This is a genomic window from Pyxidicoccus trucidator (genome assembly GCF_010894435.1).
GTDB classification, from domain to species: Bacteria; Myxococcota; Myxococcia; order Myxococcales; family Myxococcaceae; genus Myxococcus; species Myxococcus trucidator.
Genome location: NZ_JAAIXZ010000007.1, coordinates 157339 through 183692, shown reverse-complemented (window position 1 = coordinate 183692; position 26354 = coordinate 157339). Strand labels below are relative to the sequence as shown.

Annotated in this window: 1 protein-coding gene; it reads left to right on the top strand. The window is 72.6% G+C overall.

The genetic code is table 11. From position 1 onward, the window contains the following. Nucleotides 1–120: 120 nt before the first annotated feature. The coding region (locus tag G4D85_RS21095; RefSeq protein WP_164014702.1) for a non-ribosomal peptide synthase/polyketide synthase at nucleotides 121–26354 on the top strand (26234 nt) is incomplete at its 3' end.

Genomic DNA, 26354 nt, shown 5'->3' with positions numbered 1-26354 from the left:
ATCGTCGCTCCCGCGATTTCAACTTCGATTGAGTATTCTTCGTGAGCGCGTGCAACGCGCGGCCGGCCCCCAGGGGCCCTGTCGTGGAGTCGTGTGCGCGCCGGGAAAGGAAGTCTGGTCATGGCACTGACCCCTGAGCAGAAACGCGCGCGGCTGGCCGAGCTGCTGCGCGACAAGGCCCGTCAAGCACGGCGCGCTCCTGTGTCCTTCGCCCAGGAGCGGATGTGGTTCCAGGAGCGGCTCAACCCCGGAAGCGCCGCCTTCAACGTCCCCATCGCCGTGCGTCTGTCCGGCGAGCTGGCCGTCGAGGCCCTCCGCCGCGCGCTCCAGGAGCTGGTGCAGCGCCACGAAGCGCTGCGCACCACCTTCGTCGAGCAGGACGGCCGCGCGGTCCAGCACATCGCCGCCTCGGGAGAGGTCTCCCTGCCCGTGGTGGACGTGACGGACGGGAGCGACTCCGAGCGCGAGGCCGGGGCGTGGCGCCGCCTGCGCGAGGACGCGCAGCGCCCCTTGAATCTGGAGACGGGCCCGCTGCTGCGCACGGTGCTGTACCGCTGGGGCGCACGCGAGCACCTGCTGCTCCTCGACGTGCACCACATCGTCTCCGACGGCTGGTCCCTGGGCCTGCTGGTGAAGGAGCTCGGCGCGCTCTACCCCGCGCTCGCCGAGGGCCGGACCTCGCCCCTGCCGCCGCTGCCCATGCAGTACGCGGACTTCGCCGCGTGGCAGCGCGACTTCCTCCAGGGCGACACGCTGGACTCGCAGCTCGGCTACTGGCGCCAGCGGCTGGACCCGAACGCCCTGCTGGAGCTGCCTGGCGACAAGGCCCGCCCCGCCATCGCCAGCACCCGCGGCGCCCGCCTGACGGTGCTGCTGCCCCCGGAGCTGCTCCAGTCCCTCGATGCGCTGGCGCGCGGGGAGGGCCGCACCCTCTTCACGCTCCTGATGGCCGCGTACCAGCTGCTGCTGTCGCGCTACAGCGGCCAGGACGACGTCGTCGTCGGCACGCCCGTGGCCGGCCGCAACCGCTCCGAGCTGGAGGGCCTCATCGGCCTGTTCGTCAACACGCTCGCCCTGCGCACGGACCTGTCCGGAGACCCCACCTTCCTGGAGCTGATGGCCCGGGTGCACGAGGCGTCGCTCGGCGCCTTCGCCCACCAGGACGTCCCCTTCGAGAAGCTGGTGGAGGCGCTCCAGCCCGAGCGCACGCTGAGCGCCTCACCCCTGTTCCAGGTGAGCTTCACCCTGCAGAACGCGCCCCTGCCCCCGCTGCACGTGCCGGGGCTGGTGCTGGAAGCGGAGCCGGTGGACAGCGGCACCAGCCAGGTGGACCTGTCGCTGCTCGCCACCGCGCTGCCCCAGGGCCTGCGCCTCGTCACCCTGTACCGCACGGACCTCTTCGAGGAGTCGACGGTGCGGCGGCTGCTGGGCCACTTCCGGACGCTGCTGGAGTCCCTCGCCGCGCACCCGCGGCGGCGCCTGTCCGAGCTGCCGATGCTGGACGACGCCGAGCGCCAGCGCGTGCTGGTGGCGTGGAACGGCGCGGCCGTGCCCTTCGGGGACGGCGCCACCGTGCACGCGTGCTTCGAGGCCCAGGCCCGCGCCACCCCCGACGCCGCCGCCCTGCTGCACGAAGACGCGGCCCTGAGCTACGGCGAGCTGGACGCGCGCGCCAACCAGCTCGCGCACCACCTGCGCGGCCTGGGCGTGGGCCCGGACACGCTCGTCGCGCTGCACCTGGAGCGCGGCGTCGACCTCGTCGTGGCCATGCTCGGCGTGCTCAAGGCCGGCGGCGCCTTCGTCCCGCTGGACCCCGGCTACCCCGCGGACCGGCTGGCCTTCATGCTCACCGACGCGGCCGTCCCCGTCGTCATCACCACGGAGCCGCTGGCGGACGAGCTGCCCTCGCGGGGCGAGCAGCTCGTCCTGGTGGACGCGGACGCGCCGCTGCTCGCGCGGCAGCCCACCGCGCCTCCCGAGGTCCGCGTCACCGCCGCCCACCTCGCCTACGTCATCTACACCTCGGGCAGCACCGGCCGTCCCAAGGGCGTCATGGTGACGCACCGGGGCGTGCCCAACCTGGTCCAGCGTCAGGTGGAGGCCCAGGGCCTGGGGCCCGGCGCCCGCGTGCTCCAGTTCGCTTCCCCCAGCTTCGACGCGTCCGTCTGGGAGGTCTTCACCGCGCTGCTCTCCGGCTCCACCCTCTGCCTGGCCTCGCGCGAGGCGCTGCTGCCCGGCCCCTCCCTCCAGCAGTTGCTGCGCACGCGGCACATCCACGTGGCCACCCTGCCTCCCACCGCCCTGGGCGTGCTGGACGCCGAAGGGCTGGGTGAGCTGCGCACCGTCGTCTCCGCCGGTGAGGCCTGCTCCGCCGAGCTGGTGGCGAAGTGGGCCCCCGGCCGCCGCTTCATCAACGCCTATGGCCCCACCGAGGCCACCGTCTGCGCCACCCAGGCCCCGTGCGTGCCCGACGGCCTCAAGCCCTCCATCGGCCGGCCCCTGGCCAACGTCCGCGTCTACGTGCTGGACGCGCACCTGCGCCCGGTGCCCGTGGGCGTGGCCGGCGAGCTGTTCCTCGGCGGCGTGGGCCTGGCCCGCGGCTACCTCGGCCGCCCCGACCTCACCGCCGAGCGCTTCGTCCCCGACGCCTTCTGCGCCGAGCCCGGCGCACGCCTGTACCGCTCCGGCGACCGCGTGCGCTGGCAGGCCGACGGCACGCTGGAGTACCTGGGCCGCACCGACTTCCAGGTGAAGCTGCGTGGCTTCCGGATTGAGCTGGGCGAAGTCGAGGCCGCGCTGCGCGCCTGGCCGTCCGTCTCCGAGGCCGTGGCCGTGGTGCGCGCCGACGGGCCCTCCGGCTCGCGGCTCGTCGCGTACGTCGTGCCCGCCTCCGAGGAGGGCGCGGGCCCCGCGCCGGAGCCCCAGGCCCTGAGGACCTTCCTCGCCGAGCGGCTGCCGGAGTTCATGGTGCCCGCCGCCCTGGTCGTGCTTCCGGCCCTGCCGCTCACGCCCAGCGGCAAGGTGGACCGCAAGGCGCTGCCAGTCCCGGAGGTTCAGCAGCGCGACGCCGGGGACTTCGCCGCGCCACGCACGCCCGGGGAAATCGCCCTGGCCACCGTCTGGGCGGAGCTGCTGGGCGTGGCCCGCGTCGGGCTGCACGACAACTTCTTCGAGCTGGGCGGCGACTCCATCCTCTCCATCCAGCTCGTCTCGCGCGCCCGGAAGGCCGGCCTGCACCTGGCCGCCAACCACATCTTCCAGCACCAGACGCTGGAGGCCCTGGCGCGCGTGGCGAAGCAGGAAGGCCACATCCAGGCCGAGCAGGGACGGGTGCAGGGCCCCGTGCCGCTGACGCCCATCCAGCGCGCCTTCTTCGAGCAGCCCCCCGCCCGGGTGCACCACTACAACCAGGCCGTCATGCTCGCCGCGCGCGGGCCGGTGGACGTGCCGTGCCTGGAGCAGGCGCTCCAGGCCCTGGTGGCCCACCACGACGCCCTGCGCCTGCGCTTCACGCGCGGGGCGGACGGCGAGTGGCGGCAGGAGCTGGCCGGCCCGGAGGCCCCGGTGCGGCTGGCGCGGGTGGACCTGTCCTCCACTCCCGAGGCCGGACGGGCCCGGGCGCTGGAAGCCGAGGCCTCGCGCCTCCAGGAGGGCCTCAACCTGGAGGAGGGCCTGCTGCTGCGCGCCTGCCTCTTCCACACGGGCGCGGACGCCGCGCCCCGGCTGCTGCTGGCGGTGCACCACCTCGCCGTCGACGGCGTCTCCTGGCGCACGCTGCTGGAGGACCTGGCCACCGCGTACGCGCAGCTCCAGCGGGGACAGGCGCCGGTGCTGCCGCCCAAGTCCACCTCCTTCAAGGCCTGGGCGGAGCAGCTCCACGCCTTCGCCCGCTCCGAGGACCTGGCGCGCGAGCTGCCCTACTGGCTGGAGGAGGGCCGCCTCCAGGTGCCGGCCCTTCCGGTGGACGTGCCCGGCGCGGCCAACACCCTGGCCGACGCCCGCGTGGTGCAGGTGTCGCTGGACGCGGAGGAGACACGCCTGCTGTTGCAGGAGACGCCCGCCGCGTGGCGCGCGCACATCCAGGACGTGCTGCTGGCCGCGCTGGCCGGCAGCCTGACGGAGTGGACGGGCCAGCCCCGGCTGCGCGTGGCGCTGGAAGGCCACGGCCGCGAGGCGCTCTTCGACGACGTGGACCTGTCCCGCACGGTGGGCTGGTTCACCGCCACCTACCCGGTGGTGCTGGACGTGTCCGGCGCCTCCACGCTCGGCGACAGCTTGCGCGCCGTGCGCGACTCGCTGCGGCGGCTGCCTCGGCGCGGCATCGGCCACGGCCTGCTGCGCTACCTGGGGAGCGATGAACAGGCGCGCGCTCTCCGCGAGGCGCCCCACGCGCAGGTGCTCTTCAACTACCTGGGCCAGTTCGACCAGGTCGGCGGCGCCCAAGCCTCCGGGGCGCTGCCCTTCGCGCCGACGCGCGAGCCCACCGGCGCGCTCTGGAGCCCCCAGGGCGAGCGAGCCTGGCTGCTGGAGATCAACGGCTACGTCTTCGAGGGCCGGCTGACGCTGGGCTGGACGTACAGCGCGGCCGTGCACCACGAGGACACCGTCCAGGCCCTGGCCGCGCGCTGCCTCTCCGCGCTGCGGCAGCTCATCTCCACCCGCGCTTCCGAGGATGCGCGCCGCTACACGCCTTCCGACTTCCCGCTGGCGAAGCTGGAGCCGTCCACGCTCGACAGGCTGCTGCCGGCGGGCCTGGCCGTGGAGGACCTGTACCCGCTGTCGCCCCTCCAGCAGGGCATGCTCTTCCACTCGCTCGCGGAGCCCGCGTCGGGCGTCTACGTCTCGCAGCTCGCCTGGACGTTCGGCGGGACGGTGGACCTGGCCGCCTTCCGGCGCGCGTGGGAGGCCGCCGTGGCGCGCCACCCGGTGCTGCGCACCTCCTTTATATGGGACGGGCTCGAGGAGCCCTTGCAGGTGGTCCACCCGAGCGCGCCCCTGCCCTGGCAGGAGCATGACTGGCGCGACGTGCCCGAAGCGGAGCATCAGGCGCGCTTCGACGCCCTGGTCGCCGAGGACCGTGCGCGCGGGTTCGACCTGCTCCGCCCGCCGCTGACGCGCCTGACGGTGGTGCGCCTGGGCGAGCGCGCGCACCGCGTCCTCTGGACCCACCACCACCTGCTCATCGACGGCTGGAGCCTGGGCGTCATCCTCCAGGAGCTGTTCACGTCCTACGAGGAGCTTCGCGCCGGCCGCGCGCTCCAGCAGGGCGTGTCCCTGGCCTTCCGCGACTATGTCGCCTGGCTCCAGCGCCAGCCGATGGAGCGCACGGAGGCGTACTGGCGCCAGACGCTGCGCGGCCTCACCGCCCCCACGCCGCTGCCCGGACTCGTTCCGGAGCGGGCCGGCGTGGCCCACGGGCGCAGGGAGCTGCACGCGTCGGTGTCCGCCGAGGCCAGCGCGGCGCTCCAGGCGTTCGTCCGCCAGCACCAGCTCACGCCCAACGCCGTGGTGCAGGCTGCCTGGGCGCTGGTGCTCTCGCGCCACTCGGGCGAGGACGACGTCGTCTTCGGCGCCACCGGCTCCGGCCGCTCCGCCGAGCTGCCCGGCATCGACCGCGCGGTGGGCCTGTTCATCAACACGCTGCCCGTGCGCGTCCGCGTGGACGAGGAGGCCCGGGTCCTCGCGTGGCTCGAGGGGCTGCACGCGCAGCAGGGAGGGCAGCGCCAGCACGAGCATGCGCCGCTGGTGCGAATCCAGGGCTGGAGCGCGGTGCCTCGCGGCACCCCGCTGTTCCAGTCGCTGTTCGTGTTCGAGAACTACCCTGTCGACGCCGCGGTGAAGTCGGCCCGCGCCGAGCTGGGCATCCGTGACATCAGCGCGCTCGAACAGGCGGACCTGCCGCTGGTGGCCATCATCGTCCCTGGCACGAGGCTGGAGCTGCGGCTGGCGTACGACCCGGCGCGGTTCGAGCCGGCCCGCCTGGAGCGGCTGCTGAAGCACTGGGCCCTGGCGCTGGAGACGCTGGTGGCCCGGCCCGACGCCCGGCTGGGTGAGCTGTCCCTCCTGTCCGATGCCGAGCGCCAGCAGGTGCTGGGGGAGTGGAGCGCGGCCGCCTCCACCTCCCCGCGAGAGACCACCCTGCCCGACGTCTTCGCGCGGGTGGTGGCCCGCTTCCCCGACAAGGTCGCCGTCGAGCTCGCCAGCTCGAAGCTCACCTACCGGCAACTCGATGAGCGCGCCAACCCGCTCGCCTGGCACCTGCGCGGCCTGGGCGTGTCCGCCGACTCGCGCGTGGCCCTCGCCGTCGAACGCTCCCTGGAGCTGATTGTCTCGCTGGTGGCCATCCTCAAGGCCGGTGGCGCCTACGTCCCGCTGGACCCGTCGTATCCGCGCGAGCGCCTCGCCGCCATGATGGAGGACGCCGCTCCTCACGTGCTCGTCACCACGCGCGCCCTCCTCCCGAAGCTGCCCACGGAGGGGCTCTTCACCGTCGTGCTGGAGGAGGCCGCGCTCGCCTCCGCACCCACTCACGCCCCGGCTCCGTCGGCCCTGCCCGACTCGCTCGCCTATATCGACTTCACCTCCGGCTCCACCGGCAGGCCCAAGGGCGTCGGCATCACCCACCGCAACGTCCTGCGCACCCTGCTGGACGTCGACTACGCCCGCTTCGGGCCCGACGAAGTCCTCCTCCACCTCGCGCCCATCTCCTTCGACGCCTCCACCCTGGAAATCTGGGGCGCGCTCCTGCACGGCGCCCGCCTGGTGGTGATGCCGCCCCAGGTGCCGTCCCTGGAAGAGCTGGGCCACGTCCTCCAGTCCGCGGGAGTGACGCTGCTCTGGGCCACCAGCGGCCTGTTCACCCAGCTGGTGGACACCCCGCCGCCGGGGCTGCGCGGGGTGAAGCACCTCCTGACGGGCGGCGACGTGGTGTCCCCGGCCCACGTGCGCCGCGCGGTGGAGGAGCTGCGCATCCCCGTCACCGCGGGCTATGGCCCCACCGAGACGACGGTGTTCGCCACCACCTGGCCGGTGACCCGGCCCGAGCAGGTGGGCACCTCCGTGCCCATCGGCCGGCCCATTGGCGGCACGCACCTGTACGTGCTGGACGCGCGCGGCCAGCCGGTGCCCGTGGGCGTCACGGGCGAGCTGTTCATTGGCGGAGACGGCCTGGCGCGGGGCTACGTGGAGCAGCCAGCCCTCACGGCTGAGCGCTTCGTGCCCGACGCCTTCTCCGGCCTCCCCGGGGCTCGCCTCTACCGCACGGGGGACCGGGTCCGCTGGCTCGACGGGGGCGTGCTGGACTTCGTGGGCCGCGCGGACTCCCAGGTCAAGGTGCGCGGCTTCCGCATCGAGCCCGGCGAGGTGCAGGCCGTCCTGAGCACCCATGCCGGGGTCCGCGACGCGGTGGTGGTGGCACGCGCGGACGTGCATGGCCACAAGCGCCTGGTGGGCTACGTCGCCGCGTCCGAGTCGCTGGACCTCGCCGCGCTGCGCGCCTTCCTCCAGGAGCGGCTGCCGGACTACATGGTGCCCTCCGCCCTGGTGCGACTGGACGCCCTGCCCCTCACCGCCCAGGGCAAGGTGGACCGCAGGGCCCTGCCCGCGCCCGAGTCGCTGGCCACTCCCGCGGCAACGGCCTACGTCGCCCCGCGCACGCCCACGGAGGAGCTGCTCGCCGGCCTCTGGGCGGAGCTGCTGGGCCTGCCGCGCGTGGGCACCCACGACAGCTTCTTCGAGCTGGGCGGCCACTCGCTGTTGGCCACCCGGGTCGTCTCCCGCGTCCGCGCGTGTTTCGGCGTGGAGTTGCCCCTGCGCGCCCTCTTCGAGGCGCCCACCGTGGCCGCCCTCGCCGTGCGCATCGATGCCGCCGTGAGCGCCGGTGCGGTGGGGGCGCTCCCGGCCATCGAGCGCGTGCCGCGCACGCAGCCGCTGCCCGTCTCGTACTCGCAGCAGCGCCTGTGGTTCCTGGACCAGCTCGAGCCCGGCAGCCCCGCCTTCAACATGCCGTTCACCCTGGAGCTGGACGGGGTGCTCGACGCCGGGGCCCTGCACCGGAGCCTGGAAGCCCTGGTGCACCGCCACGAGGCCCTGCGCACCACGTTCCAGGGTGAGGCGGAAGGCCCCGTGCAGCGCATCGCCGAGCCCGCCCCGCTGGCCCTGTCCCGCTTCGACCTGAGCGGGCTCCCCCCCGAGCAGCGCCAGCCCGAGGCGCGGCGGCTCATCAACGAGGAGTCCCTGCGCCCCTTCAGCCTCGCCGCCGGCCCGCTGCTGCGCGCCATGCTGCTGAAGCTGGAGGAGGGGCGGAACGTGCTGCTGCTCAACGTCCACCACATCGTGGCGGATGGCTGGTCCATGAGCGTCCTGGTGCGTGAGCTCACCGTCCTCTACTCCGCCTTCACCGCGGGCCAGCCCTCGCCCTTGCCGGAGCCGACGCTCCAGTACGCGGACTACGCGGCCTGGCAGCGCCAGTGGCTGGATGGCACGGAGCTGGAGCAGCAGCTCACCTGGTGGCGGCGCCAGCTCGACGGCGCGCCGCAGGACCTGGAGCTGCCCACTGACAGGCCGCGCACGCACTCGCCCTCGCCTCCGGGCGCCCTGGCGCCCGCCGTACTCCCACGCGAGCTGGCCGGGAGCGTGGAGGCGCTCTGCCACCGCGAGGGCGTCACGCCCTTCATGTTCTTCCTGGCGGCCTTCCAGCTCCTGCTGTCGCGCTACTCCGGACAGGAGGACCTCTGCGTCGGCTCCCCCGTCGCCGGCCGCAACCGCGCCGAGCTGGAGGGCCTGGTCGGCTTCTTCCTCAACACCCTCGTCCTGCGCACCCGCCTGGACGGGAACCCCTCCGTGCGCGAGCTGCTGGGCCGCGTGCGCGAGCTGGCGCTCGGCGCCTACGCCCACCAGCACGTGCCCTTCGAGCAGCTCCAGCCCATGCGCGATTTGCGCCAGGCCCCGCTGTTCCGGGTGATGTTCATCCTCCAGAACACCCCGCCCGCGGAGCTGACCCTGCCAGGGCTGACGCTGCGCACCGCCCCTGTGGGAGCGCACACCGCCAAGTTCGACCTCACGCTGACGCTGACGCGCACGGCGGACGGGTTCGAGGGCGCGCTGGACTACCGCGCCGACCTGTTCGACGCCTCCACCGCCGAGCGCATGGTCCGGCACCTGCGCACGCTCGTGGAGGCCATGGTGGCCGGCCCCGAGCAGCGCCTGTCCGCGCTCTCACTGCTCTCGGAGGACGAGCGCAGGCGCGTGCTGGTGGACTGGAATGCCACCCGGGCGGACTTCCCGGAGGCGTGCGTCCACTCGCTCTTCGAGGCCCAGGTGCGCCGCGCGCCGGACGCGCTGGCCGCCTCCTTCCAGGGTGAGCACCTCACCTACGCGCGGTTGAATCAGCGGGCCAACCAGCTCGCCCACGCGCTGCGCCGCCGGGGTGCTGGACCCGAGGTGCGCGTCGCGCTCAGCGTGGAGCGCTCGCTGGACCTCGTCGTGGGCCTCCTCGGCATCCTCAAGGCCGGCGCCGCCTGGGTGCCCGTGGATCCGCTGCTCCCCCGGGAGCGCCTGGCCTTCATGCTGGAGGACAGCGGGTCCACGGCGCTGGTGACGCAGTCCGCGCTGCTGGAGCGCTACCCCGAGGCCCATCGCGCCCGCGCGCTCTGCCTGGACTCCGAGCGGGACGCGCTGTCCCGGGAGAGCACCGAGGCGCCGGTGACGGGCGTGGCCCCGTACCACCTGGCCTACCTGCTCTACACCTCCGGCAGCACCGGCACGCCCAAGGGCACCGCCATCGAGCACCGGAGTGTCGCCAACCTCGTCACCCACGAGGCCGTGGCCTACGGCATCGGTCCCGGCAGCCGCGTGCTCCAGTTCGCCAACCTGAGCTTCGACCTGTCGGTGGAGGAGGTCTTCACCACGCTGTGCTCCGGCGCCGCGCTGGTGCTGGCGCCGCTGGAGCAGCTGATGCCGGGCGCGCCGCTCCAGAAGCTGCTGCGCGACGAGGCCCTCACCGTCATCAGCCTCACGCCCGCGGCCCTCGCCGCCACGTCGGCCGAAGGGCTGCCCGAGCTGCGCACCGTCATCTCCGGCGGCGAAGCCCTGCCCGCCGAGGTGGTGGCGCGCTGGGCTTCAGGACGGCGGCTGCTCAACACCTACGGCCCCACGGAAGCCACGGTCATCGCCACGCTCACCGGGTGCGTGGCGGACGGACGCGTGCCTGCCATCGGCCGCCCGCTGGCCAACGTGCGGGTGTACGTGCTGGATGCGCGCGGCGCGCCGGTGCCCGTGGGGGTGAAGGGCGAGCTCTTCATCGGCGGCGTCGGCGTGGCGCGCGGCTACGCGGGCCGCCTCGCCCTCACGGCCGAGCGCTTCGTCCCGGACTCCTTCTCGGGCGAGCACGGAGCCCGCCTCTACCGCACCGGCGACGTGGTGCGCTGGCGCGAGGACGGCACGCTGGACTTCGTCGGCCGCGCCGATGCGCAGGTGAAGGTGCGCGGCTTCCGCATCGAGCCGGGCGAGGTGGAGTCCGCCCTGTCGAAGCTGCCCGCCGTGCGCGAGGCGGTGGTGGCGGTGCGCGAGGACGGACCCGGCGGCAAGCGCCTCGTGGGTTATGTGGTGATGCGTGAGGGCGTGCGGACCGACGGCGCCGCGCTGCGTGCGGCGCTCAAGGAGTCGCTGCCCGAGTACATGGTGCCCTCCGCCGTGGTGGTGCTGCCCGCCATGCCGCTGACACCCAACGGCAAGGTGGACCGCAAGGCCCTGCCCGCCGCGGACCTGGCCGCCGCCAGCGGGCGTCCGGACTTCCTCGCGCCTCGCACCCAGACGCAGACGCTGCTCGCGGGGGTGTGGAGCGCGGTGCTGGGTGTGGCGCAGGTGGGCCTCGCGGACAACTTCTTCGAGCTGGGTGGACACTCCCTGCTGGCCACGCAGGCCATCAGCCGCATGCGCGCCGCCTTCGGCGTGGAGTTGCCGCTGAGGGACCTCTTCGACGCATCCACGCTGGCCGACCTGGCGGCGCGGGTGGACCGGGCCGTCCTGGCGGGCCAGGGCCCCCAGCTGCCGCCGCTGGTGCCGGTGCCTCGCACGGGCGAGCTGCCCGTGTCCCTGGCGCAGCAGCGCCTGTGGTTCCTGGACCAGCTCGAACCGGGCAGCGCCTTCTACAACCTCCCAGTCACACTCCGCCTGACGGGTGCGCTGGAGGTGAGCGCCCTGGAGCGGAGCCTGACGGAGCTGGTGCGCCGGCACGAAGCGCTGCGCACCACCTTCCGCGAGGGCGCGAGCGGCGCCGTGCAGGTCATCCGCCCGGCCGCGCCCGTGGCGCTGCCGGTGACGGACCTGTCCGAGCAACCCGAGGCGCAGCGAGACCTCAGCCGCTGGGTGCGTGACGAGGCGCTCCGCCCCTTCGACCTGGTGCGCGGCCCGCTCCTTCGCGCGGCCCTGCTCAAGCTGGGGGCGCGGGAGCACGTCCTGGTGCTCACCCAGCACCACATCGTGTCGGATGGCTGGTCGATGGGGGTCGTGGTGCGGGAGCTGGCCGCGCTCTACGTGGCCTTCACCGAGGGCCGGCCCTCGCCGCTGCCGGAGCTGACGGTGCAGTACGCGGACTTCGCGGCGTGGCAGCGCGGCTGGCTGAAGGATGACGTGCTGGCGGGCCAGCTCGGCTGGTGGCGCGAGCGGCTCGCCGGGGCACCGCTGGCACTGGAGCTGCCCACGGACAAGCCGCGCCCCGCCCTGCAGACCGCTCGCGGCGCCGCGAGCCCCGTCCTCCTGCCCCTCCCCCTGGCCGAGGCGCTGGAGGCCTTCTGCCACCGCGAGGGCGTCACGCCCTTCATGCTCCTGCTGGGGACGTTCCACCTCCTGCTGAGCCGCTACACCGGACAGGAGGACCTGCTCGTCGGCTCCGTGCTGGCCGGCCGGGACCGCGGAGAGCTGGAGGGGCTGGTCGGCTTCTTCGTCAACACGCTGCCGCTGCGGGCCCGGGTGTCCGGCGCGGACACCGTCCGCGCGTTGCTCGCCCAGGAACGGGAGAGTGTGCTCGGCGCCTTCACCTACCAGTCCGTGCCCTTCGAGCGGCTGGTGGAGACGCTCCGGGTGGAGCGGGACTTGAGCCGTCCCCCGCTGGTGCAGGCGACCTTCGTCCTCCAGAACGCGCCCATGCCCGAGCTGAGCCTGCCAGGGCTGGCCGTGCGCGTGCTGCCCGTCGAGGACAGCCCTGTCCGCTTCGAGCTGGAGCTCGGCCTGTGGCGCACGCCCGAGGGCTACGCCGGCAACTTCTCCTACAACGCCGACCTGTTCGAGCCCGGGTCCATCGAGCGCATGGCGGCCCACTTCCGCGTCCTCGCGGAGGGGCTCATCGCTCGACCCGAGGCGCCACTCTCGTCCCTGTCCCTGCTGACGGAGGCCGAGCGCCTGCAGGTGCTGGTGGAATGGAACGCCACCGCGACGGACTTCCCGCGCGACGCGGCCATCCACACGCTGTTCGCCTGGCAGGCGGCCCTCACGCCGGACGCGGTGGCCGTCGTCTTCGCGGACGCGCAGCTCACCTACGGAGCGCTGGACCGCCGCGCCAATCAACTGGCCTGGCACCTGCGCGCCGTGGGCGTGGCCCCCGGTACGCGCGTGGGCGTGTGCATGGAGCGCTCACTGGACCTGGTGGTGGCCCTGCTCGGCGTGCTCAAGGCTGGCGCCGCCTATGTGCCAGTGGACCGCGCCTCCCCCACCGAGCGAATCACCTCCCTGCTCCAGCAGGCCGGCGTCGGCGTGCTGCTGACGCAGGAGCAGGTGGCGGACGAGCTGCCCGCCCTCGGCCAGCTGCTGGTGTGTGTGGACACCGAGGCGTCCCTGGTGGCCCGCCAGCCGGAGACGGCACCGGAGGTGGACGTCTCCGCCACCAGCCTCGCCTACGTCATGTTCACCTCGGGCAGCACCGGCCAGCCCAAGGGCGTCAGCGTGCCGCACCGGGGCGTGGTGCGCCTGGTGCGCGGCTCCACCTTCATCGACTTCGGGCCCCGGCACACCTCCTTGCTGCTGGCACCCGTGGCCTTCGACGCCTCCACCCTGGAGGTGTGGGGCGCGCTGCTCAACGGTGGCCGCCTGGTGGTGGCCCCGCCCCACCCGCTCTCCCTGGAGGAGCTGGGCGCGCTGCTCGTGGGCCAGCGCATCACCACGCTGTGGCTGACGGCGGCCCTCTTCGAGCAGGTGGTGCGGCACCAGGGTGAAGCGCTGGCCGGGGTGCAGCAGGTGCTCGCCGGCGGTGACGTGCTGCCCGTCGAGCGCGTGCGCCAGCACCTCGCGCGGCTGCCCGAGGGCGCCGTCCTCGTCAACGGCTACGGCCCCACGGAGAACACCACCTTCTCCGCCACCCATGCGCTCAGGCGAGGCGCGGAGCCAGGCACCTCGGTGCCCATTGGCCGGCCGCTGTCCAACTCCACCACGTACGTGCTGGACGCGGCCCTGCAGCCGGTGCCGGTGGGCGTGCCCGGCGAGCTGTACGTCGGCGGTGACGGACTGGCCTGGGGCTACCTGGGCCGCCCGGAGTTGACGGCGGAGCGCTTCGTCCCCCACCTCTTCAGCGCCGAGCCGGGCGCGCGCCTCTACCGCACCGGCGACAAGGTGCGCTGGAGCCGCGACGGCACGTTGGACTTCCTGGGCCGCACCGACTTCCAGGTGAAGGTGCGCGGCTACCGCATCGAGCCGGGCGAGGTGGAGGCCGTGGTGCGCCAGCAGGCGGGCGTGCGCGAGGCGGTGGTGGTGGTGCGCGAGGACGTCCCCGGCGACAAGCGCCTGGTGGCGTACGTCGTGGCCGAAGCGGAGCAGGAGCTGGAGGGCCAGGCCGTGCGTGCCTTCCTCGGACAGAAGCTGCCCGAGTACATGGTGCCCTCGGCCGTGGTGGTGCTACCGGCGCTGCCGCTGTCGCCCAACGGCAAGGTGGACCGCAAGGCCCTGCCCGCACCGGAGGCCCCGGGCAGCGACGGCCAGCAGTACGTGGAGCCGCGCACCGAGACGGAGCGCCAGCTCGCCGGCTTCTTCGCGGAGCTGCTGCGCGCCGAGCGCGTGGGCGCCCACGACAACTTCTTCGACCTGGGCGGCCACTCGCTCATGGCCACGCAGTTGGTGTCGCGCGTGCGCGCGGCGTTCGGCTTCGACCTGCCGCTGCGCGACCTCTTCGAGGCGCCCACCGTGGCGGAGCTGGCCGGACGCATCGACGCCGCGCGCGCCACCCAGGCCGGTGTGGCACGCCCCGCGCTGGTCCCCGTGCCGCGCACCGGTGCGCTGCCGCTGTCCTTCGCCCAGCAGCGCCTGTGGTTCCTCGACCGGCTGGAACCCGGCAGCCCCTTCTACAACATCCCCTCCGCGGTGCGGCTGGACGGGCCGCTCGAGGTGGCCGCGCTGGAGCGCGCACTCCAGGAGCTGGTCCGGCGGCACGAAGTCCTGCGCACGTCCTTCCGTCAGGAGGACGGAGCTCCCGTGCAGGTCATCGCGCCCGTCGCGGAGCTGCCGCTGCGCACGGTGGACCTCAGCGGGCTGGATGAGGACACCGCGGAGGCCGAGACGCGGCGCCGGGTGGACGAGGACGCGCGGCGGTCCTTCTCCCTGGACACCGGCCCGCTGATGCGTGCGCTGTTGCTGAAGCGCGGCGCCACCGACCACGTGCTGCTGCTCAACCTGCACCACATCGTCACCGACGGCTGGTCCTCGGGGGTGCTCGTCCGGGAAGTGGCCGCGCTCTACGAGGCCTTCTCGCAGGGCCAGCCCTCGCCCCTGCCCGAGCTGCCGGTGCAGTACGCGGACTACGCGGTGTGGCAGCGGGAGTGGTTGCAAGGGGAGACGCTGGAGGCGCAGCTCGACTACTGGCGCAAGCAACTGGACGGAGCCCCCCGCGCGCTGGAGCTGCCTGGCGACAAGCCGCGCCTGGCCGCCCAGCGGTTCCGCGGCGGTGTCCGGCAGGAGGCGTGGCCGAAGGCGCTGTGGGACGGCGCGAAGGCGCTGGCACAGCAGGAGGGCGCCACGCCCTTCATGGTGCTGCTGGCGGCATACCAGACGGTCCTCGCGCGCTACTCGGGGCAGGACGACCTCTGCGTCGGCTCCCCCATCGCCGGACGCACGCATGCGGAGACCGAAGGGCTCATCGGCTTCTTCGTCAACACGCTGGTGCTGAGGGCGAAGGCCTCCCCGCTGGCCACCTTCCGCGAGCTGCTGGCCCAGGTGCGCGAGGTGACGCTCGGCGCGTATGCGCACCAGGACGTCCCCTTCGAGAAACTGGTGGAGGAGCTCCAGCCCCGGCGAGACCTGAGCCGCAACCCCCTCTTCCAGGTGGCGCTGACGCTGCAGAACACGCCCACGACGGAGGTGAAGCTCCGGCATGGCCTGTCCCTGAAGGGAATGGAGGCGAGCCACCTCACGTCGAAGTTCGACCTCTCGCTGCTGGTGTGGGAGACGGCGGAGGGTGCCTCCGCGGTGCTCAACTACGACAGCGACCTGTTCGAGGCGGACTCGGCCGGGCGGCTGCTGGAGCACGTACGGGTGCTGCTGGAGGCCGCCGTCGCCGGGCCCGGGAAGCGGCTGAGCGAGCTGCCGCTGATGGGAGCCGCGGAGCGGCGCCGGGTGGTGGAGGCGTGGAGTGGGACGGCGACCCCGTACCCGCGAGACGCGTCGCTGGCGGAGCTGTTCGAAGCGCAGGTGCTGAAGACGCCGCACGCGGTGGCGGTGGAGTACAGGGACCAGCAACTGACGTACGACGCGCTGGACCGGCGGGCCAACCAGCTGGCGCACCACCTGCGCGGCCTGGGCGTGGGCCCGGAAGCGCGAGTGGGCCTGTGCGTGGAGCGCTCGCTGGACCTGGTGGTCAGCGTGCTGGGCATCCTCAAGGCGGGCGGCGTGTACGTCCCGCTGGACGCCAGCTACCCGGCGGAGCGGCGCGCGTGGATGAAGCGCGAGGCTGGCGTCACCGTGCTGGTGGCCCAGGAGAAGCTGGCCGGCACGGTGGCCGAGGCCGGCGAGCAGGTGGTGTGCGTGGACTCCGGGTGGACGGCCCTGGAGACGGCCCTGGACACCGCGCCGGGTGCCGGCGTGAGCGGTGCCAACCTGGCCTACGTCATGTTCACCTCCGGCTCGACGGGCAAGCCGAAGGGCGTGGGCGTGCCACACCGCGCGGTGTCGCGACTGGTGCTGGACACGGACTTTGCGCGCTTCGGGCCTGACGAGGTCTGGCTGCAACTGGCGCCCGTCTCCTTCGACGCCTCGACGCTGGAGCTGTGGGGCGCGCTGCTGCACGGCGCGAAGCTGGTGGTGTACCCGGCGGGGACGCCCTCGCTGGAGGAGCTCGGCCGGGCGCTGACCCGGTCGGCAATCACCTCCCTGTGGCTGACAGCCGCCCTCTTCGAGCAGCTGCAGGCGCACCAGCCCGAGGCCCTCGCCCGGGTGAAGCAGGTGCTGGCCGGCGGAGACGTGCTGTCCGTCGTGAGGGTGAGGGAGCGGCTCGCCTCCGGACAGGTGCTCATCAACGGGTATGGCCCGACGGAGAACACGACGTTCTCCACCTGCCACCGGATGGAACGGCAGGAGCAGGTGGGCGCCCGCTCGGTGTCCATTGGCCGGCCCATCCGCAACACGGCGGCGTACGTGCTGGACGCGGCCATGCAAGCCGTCCCCGTGGGCGTGCCGGGCGAGCTGTACGTGGGCGGAGCTGGACTGGCGAGGGGCTACGTCGGCCGTCCGGAGCTGACGGCGGAGCGCTTCGTGCCCAGTCCCTTTGGGGACGGCGAGCGGCTGTACCGGACCGGGGACCGCGTGCGGTGGCTGGCCGATGGCACCCTCGAGTTCCTCGGCCGTACCGACAACCAGGTGAAGCTGCGCGGCTTCCGCATCGAGCCGGGCGAGGTCGAGGCGGCGCTGACGCGGCACCCCGGCGTGCGGGAAGCGGTAGCGGTGGTGCGCGAGGACACGGCGGGTGACAAGCGACTGGTGGCGTACCTCGTGGCGCCCGGCGCGGACACGCAGGCGCTCAAGGACTTCCTGCGTGGGACGCTGCCCGAGTACATGGTGCCCTCGGCACTGGTGCTGCTGGACGCACTGCCCCTGACGCCCAATGGCAAGGTGGACCGGCGTGCGCTGCCCGCTCCCGAGTCTCTCGACTCCGGGCAGCGTGAGTACGTGGCACCGCGCACGGACACGGAGCAGCGGCTGGCCACCCTGTGGACCGGATTGCTGGGCAGTGGGCGAGTCGGCCTCGAGGACGACTTCTTCGAGCTGGGCGGCCACTCGCTGCTGGCCACACGGCTCGTCTCGCTCATCCGGGCCGCCTTCAGCGTGGAACTGCCCCTCCGCGCCCTGTTCGAGGCGCCCACGCTCCAGGCGCTTGCCCTGCGCCTCGAGGCCGCGCGGCGCGACGGCGGCACACCCGAGGCGCCGCCTCCAGCGCCCGTGCCGCGTGATGGCGCGCTGCCGCTGTCCTTCGCGCAGCAGCGGCTGTGGTTCATCGACCAGTTGGAGCCCGGGAGCGCCGCCTACAACATCCCCGTGGCCCTGCGCATCTCGGGCGCGCTGCACGTGGAAGCGCTCCAGCAGGCCTTCTCCGCGCTGGTGGCCCGCCACGAGTCGCTGCGCACGACCTTCGCCTCGCACGAGGGCCAGCCCACCCAGGTCATCCATCCGCCCGCGGACTTCCCGCTCGCCGTCGAGGACCTGGGCTCGCTGCCCGAGGCCGAACGCGGTGCAGCAGCCCTCCGCATCGCCACGCGCGAGGCGGCGAGTCCCTTCGACCTGGGCGCAGGCCCGCTGCTACGCGCCTGCCTGCTGCGGCTGGCTCCCGAGGCGCACCTGCTGGTGCTGGTGATGCACCACATCGTCTCGGATGGCTGGTCCATGGGCGTGGTGGTGCGCGAGCTGGAAGCGCTGTACGCGGCGTTCTCCGAGGGCCTGCGCCCCACGCTGCCGACCCTGCCGGTGCAGTACGCGGACTACGCCGTGTGGCAGCGGAAGTGGCTGAGCGGCGAGACGCTGGATGCGCAGCTTGGCTGGTGGAAGCAGCAACTGGCTGGAGCGCCGTCACATCTGGAGCTGCCCACCGACAAGCCCCGGCCCGCGGTGCTGTCGCAGCAGGGCGGCACGATGCCGGTGCGGCTGTCTCGGGAGCTGAGCGAGGCCCTGACAGAGCTGGCACGGCGGGAAGGGGCCACACCCTTCATGGTGCTGCTGGCGGCCTTCCAGGTGTTGCTGTCGCGCTACTCCGGACAGGAGGACGTGCTGGTCGGCTCGCCCATCGCGGGCCGCCGGTACGCGGAGACGGAAGGGCTCATCGGCTTCTTCGTCAACACCCTGGTGCTCCGCGCGCGGGTGGCCTCGCGGAGCAGCTTCCGGGCGCTGCTCGCCCAGGTGCGGGAGACCACACTGGGCGGCTACGCGCACCAGGACGTGCCCTTCGAGAAGCTGGTGGAGGAGCTGCGACTGGAGCGGGACCTCAGCCGCCCCGCGCTCTTCCAGGTGCTCTTCGCCCTGCAGAACGCAACCCGGCCCGCGGCTAGGAAGTCTTCGCTGGTGCTGCGGCAGGTGGAGGTGGACAACGCCTCGGCCAGGTTCGAGCTGGAGCTCAATCTGGGAGAGACGCCGGAGGGCTACGAGGGGGTGCTGGGGTACAACACCGACCTGTTCGAGAGCACCACCGCGCAGCGGATGGCGGAGCACTTCCGCGTGCTGGTGGAGGCGCTCGTCAACCGGCCCGACGCGGCGCTGGACTCCTTCTCCCTGCTGTCCCAGGCGGAGCGCCGGCAGGTGCTGGTGGAGTGGAATGCCACCGCCTCCGAGTACCCGCGCGCCTCCACCCTCCCCGAGGTCTTCGCGCAGGTGGTCGCCCGCTTCCCCGACAAGGTCGCCATCGAGTTCGCCGGCGCGCCCACCAGCGAGCTCACCAGCGAGCTCGGACCCTCGAAGCTCACCTACCGGCAGCTCGACACGCGCGCCAACCAGCTCGCTCACCACCTGCGTGGCCTGGGCGTGTCCACCGACTCGCGCGTGGCCATTGCCCTGGAGCGCTCGCTGGAGCTGATTGTCTCCCTCGTCGCCATCCTCAAGGCCGGCGGCGCCTACGTCCCGCTGGACCCGTCGTACCCACGTGAGCGCCTCGCGGCCATGCTGGAGGACGCCCGCCCCACGGTGCTCCTCACCACGCGCGAGCTGCTCGCGAAGCTGCCTGCCGAGGGCCTCTCCACCGTCGTGCTGGGAGAGGTGTCCCTGGAGGGCCAGCCCACGTCCGCGCCGTCTCAGGCCGCGCTGCCCCAGAGCCTCGCGTACATCGACTTCACCTCCGGCTCCACCGGTAGGCCCAAGGGTGTCGGGACTCCGCACGCCGCCGTGCTGCGCACCGTCTTCGGCGTCGACTACGCACACCTCGGCCCGGACGAGACGTTCCTGCTCATCGCCCCCGTCTCCTTCGACGCCTCCACCCTGGAGCTCTGGGGCCCGCTGCTCCACGGAGCGCGTCTCGTCGTCTTCCCGCCCCACTCGCCTTCCGACCTGAAGGAACTGGAAGCCGTGCTCACCAAGCACGAGGTGACGACGCTGCACCTCACCGCCGGCCTCTTCACCCAGGTGGTGGACCACAACCTCCAGGCCCTGCGCGGCGTGAAGCAGCTCCTCACGGGTGGCGACGTTGTCTCCGCCCCCCACGTGCGCCGAGTGCTGGAAGGAATGTTCATTCCGGTGACGGCCTGCTACGGCCCCACCGAGACCACCCTCTTCGCCTCCTGCCACCGCATGACGTCGGTGGAGCAGGTGGGCACCTCCGTCCCCATCGGCAAGCCCATCGGCAACACCCAGGTGTACCTGCTGGACGCCTCAGGCCAGCCGGTGCCCGTGGGCGTCACCGGAGAGCTGTTCATCGGTGGAGACGGCGTGGCGCGCGGCTACGTGGAGCAGCCCGCCCTCACCGCCGAGCGCTTCGTCCCCAATCCCTTCTCCTCCACACCCGGGGCCCGCCTCTACCGCACGGGGGACCTCGCTCGCTGGCGCCATGACGGCGTGCTGGAGTTCCTCGGCCGCGTCGACGCCCAGGTGAAGGTGCGTGGCTACCGCATCGAGCTGGCCGAAGTCGAAGCCGCCCTCCTCTCACACCCCGACGTGGGCCAGGCCGTGGCCCTGGTGCGCGAGGACGCCCCCGGCGACAAGCGCCTGGTCGGCTACGTCGCCGCGCCCGAGTCGCTCGACCTCGCCGCGCTGCGCACTCACCTCAAGCAGCGGCTGCCCGAGTACATGGTGCCCTCCGCCCTGGTGCGGCTGGACACCCTGCCCCTCACTGCCAACGCCAAGGTGGACAGGAAAGCCCTCCCCGCTCCGGACTCGGCCCCGACCTCGTCCGCCGTGGCCTACGTCGCTCCGCGCACTCCCGCCGAGGAGCAGCTCACCGCCCTCTGGGCCCAGGTGCTGCGCGTGCAGCGTGTGGGCATCCACGACAACTTCTTCGAGCTGGGTGGCCACTCGCTGCTCGCCACGCAGCTCGTGTCCCGGGTGCGCTCCGCGCTGGGTGTGGAGCTGCCCCTGCGCGCTCTGTTCGAGGCGCCCACCGTGGCCGCCCTCGCCGCGCGCATCGATTCCACGGACGCTTCCACACGGCGGACGGCACCCCCGATTGTCCCCGTGCCTCGCACAGGTCCGCTGCCGCTGTCCTTCTCCCAGCAGCGCCTGTGGTTCATCGATCAGCTCGAGCCCGACAGCGCCTCCTACAACATGCCCACCTTCGTGCGCATGGAAGGTCCGCTCGACGCCGACGCCCTCCGCCAGGGCCTCACCGAGCTGGCGCGCCGTCATGAAGCGCTGCGCACCACCTTCACCCAGTACGAAGGCCAGCCGGTCCAGGTCATCGCTCCGCACGCAGAGCTGCCACTGGACCTCGTGGACCTGAGCGGGCTGGATGCCCAGGCCATCCGTGCAGAGCTGGAGCGCAGGCTGCGCGAGGAGGTGCTCCGGCCCTTCAACCTCGCCACCGGTCCGCTGGCCCGGGCGCAGCTCTTGAAGCTGGGCCCGGACGAGCACGTGCTGGCGATGAACCTGCACCACATCGTCTCGGACGGCTGGTCCATGGGCATTCTGGTGCGTGAGGTGGCGGCGCTCTACGCAGCCTTCGTCCAGGGCCGGCCTTCCCCCCTGCCGCCCCTCCCCCTCCAGTACGCCGACTACGCCGTCTGGCAGCGCGACTGGCTGCAAGGCGCGGTGCTCGATGAGCAACTGGGGTGGTGGCACGGGCACCTCTCCGGCCTCGCCACGCTGGAGCTGCCCACCGACAAGCCTCGCCCGCCCGTGCAGACCTTCCGGGGTGCGCAGGTGCCCGTCGCGCTCTCGTCGGCCACCTCCGAGAAGCTCGACGCACTCTGCCAGCAGGAGGGCATGACGCCCTTCATGACCCTGCTCGCGGCCTTCCAGGTGCTGCTGTCCCGATACTCCGGGCAGCAGGACATCAGCGTCGGCTCGCCCATCGCGGGCCGCCGGCATGGCGAGCTGGAGGGGCTCATTGGCTTCTTCGTCAACACGCTGGTGCTGCGGGCCCAGGTGGAAGGCCGGACCTCCTTCCTCCAGTTCCTCCGTCGGGTGAAGGAGTCCGCACTCGGGGCCTACGCCCACCAGGACGTGCCCTTTGAGCGGCTGGTGGAAGAGCTCCAGCCCACGCGCGACCTGAGCCGCGGTCCGCTGTTCCAGGTGCTCTTCGCCTTGCAGAACACGCCCGCGCCGTCAGTCGGCATGCAGGGGCTGGTGCTGCGACCACTCGAGGTGGGCAATCCCACCATCAGGTTCGAGCTGGAGCTGAACCTGGGGCGGTCCGCACGGGGCTACGAGGGGGTGCTGGGGTACAACACCGACCTGTTCGAGAGCACCACCGCGCAGCGGATGGCGGAGCACTTCCAGGTGCTGGTGGAGGCGCTCGTCAACCGGCCCGACGCGGCGCTGGACTCCGTCTCCCTGCTGTCCCAGGCGGAGCGCCGGCAGGTGCTGGTGGACTGGAATGCCACCGTCACCGAGTACCCGCACGGCTCCACCCTGCCCGACGTCTTCGCGCAAGTGGTCGCCCGCTTCCCGAACAAGGTCGCTGTCGAGTTCGCCAGCGAGCTCGGAACCTCGAAGCTCACCTACCGGCAGCTCGACACGCGCGCCAATCAACTGGCCTGGCACCTGCGTGGCCTGGGCGTCTCCACCGACTCGCGTGTGGCCATCGCGCTGGAGCGCTCGCTGGAGCTGATTGTCTCCCTCGTCGCCATTCTCAAGGCCGGCGGCGCCTACGTCCCGCTCGACTCCTCGTACCCCCGCGAGCGCCTCGCCGCCATGCTGGAGGATGCGCGCCCGCGTGTGCTCGTCACCACGCGTGCATTGCTTCCGAAGCTGCCCACGAAGGGGCTCGTCACGCTGGTGCTGGAGGACATGCCCGTGGAAGCGCCGCCCGCGCACGCGCCGCCCTCCACGGCCCTGCCCGACAGCCTCGCGTACATCGACTTCACCTCCGGCTCCACCGGCAGGCCCAAGGGTGTCGGGACTCCGCACGCCGCCGTGCTGCGCACCGTTTTCGGCGTGGACTACGCACACCTCGGCCCGGACGAGACGTTTCTGCTCATCGCCCCCGTCTCCTTCGACGCCTCCACCCTGGAGCTGTGGGGCCCGCTGCTCCACGGAGCGCGTCTCGTCGTCTTCCCGCCCCACTCGCCTTCCGACCTGAAGGAACTGGAGGCAGTGCTCACCAAGCACGAGGTGACGACGCTGCACCTCACCGCCGGCCTCTTCACCCAGGTGGTGGACCACAACCTCCAGGCCCTGCGTGGCGTGAAGCAACTCCTCACCGGCGGCGACGTCGTGAGCGCCCCCCACGTGCGCCGAGTGCTGGAAGGAATGTTCATTCCGGTGACGGCCTGCTACGGCCCCACCGAGACCACCCTCTTCGCCTCCTGCCACCGCATGACGTCGGTGGAGCAGGTGGGCGCCTCCGTCCCCATCGGCAAGCCCATCGGCAACACCCAGGTGTACCTGCTGGACGCCTCCGGCCAGCCGGTGCCCGTGGGCGTCACCGGAGAGCTGTTCATCGGCGGCGACGGCCTGGCCCGCGGCTACGTGGAGCAGCCCGCCCTCACCGCCGAGCGCTTCGTCCCCAATCCCTTCTCCTCCACACCCGGGGCCCGCCTCTACCGCACGGGGGACCTCGCCCGCTGGCGCCATGACGGCGTGCTCGAATTCCTCGGCCGCGCCGACGCCCAGGTGAAGGTGCGCGGCTACCGGATTGAGCTGGCCGAAGTGGAAGCGGCATTGATGGCCCAGGCCGACGTCGGAGAGGCCGTGGCCCTGGTGCGCGAGGACGCCCCCGGCGACAAGCGCCTGGTCGGCTACGTCGCCGCCTCGAAGACGGGTGCGGAGTCCGCGCTGGACCCGGTGCAGCTGCGGGCCTTCCTCGCCCAGCGCCTGCCCGAGTACATGGTGCCTTCGGTCATCGTCGTCCTCGCGGCCCTCCCGCTCACCGCCAACGGAAAGGTGGACCGCAAGGCCCTGCCTCCTCCCGGGGCGGTGACGTCCGCCGCCCAGGCCGACTTCGTTGCCCCGCGCACGCCCGCCGAGGAGCTGGTTGCCGGCCTCTTCGCCCAGGTGCTGCGCGTGCCACGCGTGGGGGCCCACGGCGACTTCTTCGCGCTCGGCGGACACTCGCTGCTGGCCACCCGGCTCGTCTCCCGACTGAGAGCCGCCACTGGCGTCGAATTGCCGCTGCGCGAGCTGTTCTCCGCCCCCACCGTCGAGGGGCTCGCCGCGCGCATCGGGTCTGTCCGGGCGTCGACTCCGCCCCCCCCGCCGCAGGACCTGCTCCCGCTCCCCCGCACGGGTCCGCTGCCCCTGTCCTTCGCCCAGCAGCGCCTATGGTTCATCGACCAGTTGGAGCCTGACGGCTCCACCTACAACATGCCCACCTTCGTGCGGCTGGAGGGGACGCTGGACGTGGCCGTGCTCCACCGCTGCCTCACGGAATTGGTACGTCGTCACGAGGTGCTGCGCACCACCTTCGCCGACCAGGAAGGTCAGCCGCTCCAGCACATCCATCCGCCCATGGAGGTGCCCCTGGCCACCGTGGACCTCAGTGGACTGGAGTCGGGCGCTGCCCGTGAAGCGCTCCCACTGCAGCTCCGCGAGGAGGCGTCGCGGCCCTTCAACCTCGCCACCGGGCCCCTGCTGCGGGCGAAGCTCTGGAAGCTGGACCCGGCCGAGCATGTGCTCGCCCTCGACATGCACCACATCGTCTCGGACGGCTGGTCCATGGGCGTGCTGGTGCAGGAGGTCGTCGCGCTCTACGCGGCCTTCTCCCAGGGCCGGCCATCCCCCCTGCCGCCCCTGCCCATCCAGTATGCGGACTACGCCGTCTGGCAGCGCCAGTGGCTCCAGGGGGCGGTGCTCGACACGCAGCTCGGCTACTGGAAGCGGCAGCTCGCCGGCCTCGCCTCGCTGGAGCTACCCACCGACAGGCCTCGCCCGCCCGTGCGCACCTTCCGGGGCGACAAGGTCGTCGTCACCCTCTCGCGTTCCGTGTCCGAGGCACTCAAGGCGCTCTGCCATCAGGAGGGGGCCACCCCCTTCATGGCCCTGCTGGCCGCCTTCCAGGTGCTGCTCTCCCGCTACTCCGGGCAGCAGGACATCAGCGTCGGCTCGCCCATCGCCGGGCGCAACCGGGGTGAGCTGGAGGGGCTCATCGGCTTCTTCGTCAACACGCTGGTGCTGCGCTCCCAGGTGGACACCCGCGTGGCGTTCCGCCACCTGCTGCGTCAGGTCAAGGAGACGGCCCTCGGTGCGTACGCCCACCAGGACGTGCCCTTCGAGAAGCTGGTGGAGGCGCTCCAGCCCACGCGCGACCTGAGTCGCAGCCCGCTCTTCCAGGTGCTCTTCGCCTTGCAGAACGCCCCCATGTCCTCGGCGGCAATGCAGGGGCTGGCGTTGCGGCAACTGGAGGTGGACAACCTCTCGGCCAGGTTCGAGCTGGAGCTGAACCTGGGAGAGACGCCGGAGGGCTACGAGGGGGTGCTGGGGTACAACACCGATCTGTTCGAGGCCACCACGGCGGCTCGAATTGCGAAGCACTTCCGAGTGCTGGTGGAGGCGCTCGTCAACCGGCCCGAGGCGCCCCTGGCGTCCATCTCCATGCTCACCGAGGCGGAGCGCCGGCAGGTGCTGGTGGACTGGAATGCCACCGTCACCGAGTACCCGCACGGCTCCACCCTGCCCGACGTCTTCGCGCAGGTCGTCGCCCGCTTCCCCGACAAGGTCGCCGTCGAGTTCGCCAGCGAGCTCGGAACCTCGAAGCTCACCTACCGGCAGCTCGATGAGCGGGCCAACCAGCTCGCACACCACCTGCGCGGCCTGGGCGTCTCCACCGACTCGCGCGTGGCCATCGCCCTGGAGCGCTCGCTGGAGCTGATTGTCTCCCTCGTCGCCATCCTCAAGGCCGGCGGCGCCTACGTGCCGCTGGACTCCTCGTACCCCCGCGAGCGCCTCGCCGCCATGCTGGAGGACGCACGCCCCACGGTGCTCCTCACCACGCGCGAGCTGCTCGCGAAGTTGCCCGCCGAAGACCTGTCCACCGTCGTGCTGGGAGAGGTGTCCCTGGAAGGCCAGCCCACGTCCGCGCCGTCTCAGGCCGCGCTGCCCCAGAGCCTCGCGTACATCGACTTCACCTCTGGCTCCACGGGCAGGCCCAAGGGTGTCGGCACGCCACACCAGGGCGTGCTGCGCACCGTCTTCGGTGTCGACTACGCGCACCTGGGCCCGGACGAGACGTTCCTCCTCATCGCCCCCGTCTCCTTCGACGCCTCCACCCTGGAGCTGTGGGGCCCGCTGCTCCACGGAGCGCGTCTCGTCGTCTTCCCGCCCCACTCACCTTCGGACCTGAAGGAACTGGAGGCCGTGCTCACCAAGCACGAGGTGACGACGCTGCACCTCACCGCCGGCCTCTTCACCCAGGTGGTGGACCACAACCTCCAGGCCCTGCGTGGCGTGAAGCAACTCCTCACCGGTGGCGACGTCGTGAGCGCCCCCCACGTGCGCCGAGTGCTGGAAGGAATGTTCATTCCGGTGACGGCCTGCTACGGCCCCACCGAGACCACCCTCTTCGCCTCCTGCCACCGCATGACGTCGGTGGAGCAGGTGGGCGCCTCCGTCCCCATCGGCAAGCCCATCGGCAACACCCAGGTGTACCTGCTGGACGCCTCCGGCCAGCCGGTGCCCGTGGGCGTCACCGGAGAGCTGTTCATCGGCGGCGACGGCCTGGCCCGCGGCTACGTGGAGCAGCCCGCCCTCACCGCCGAGCGCTTCGTCCCCAATCCCTTCTCCTCCACACCCGGGGCCCGCCTCTACCGCACGGG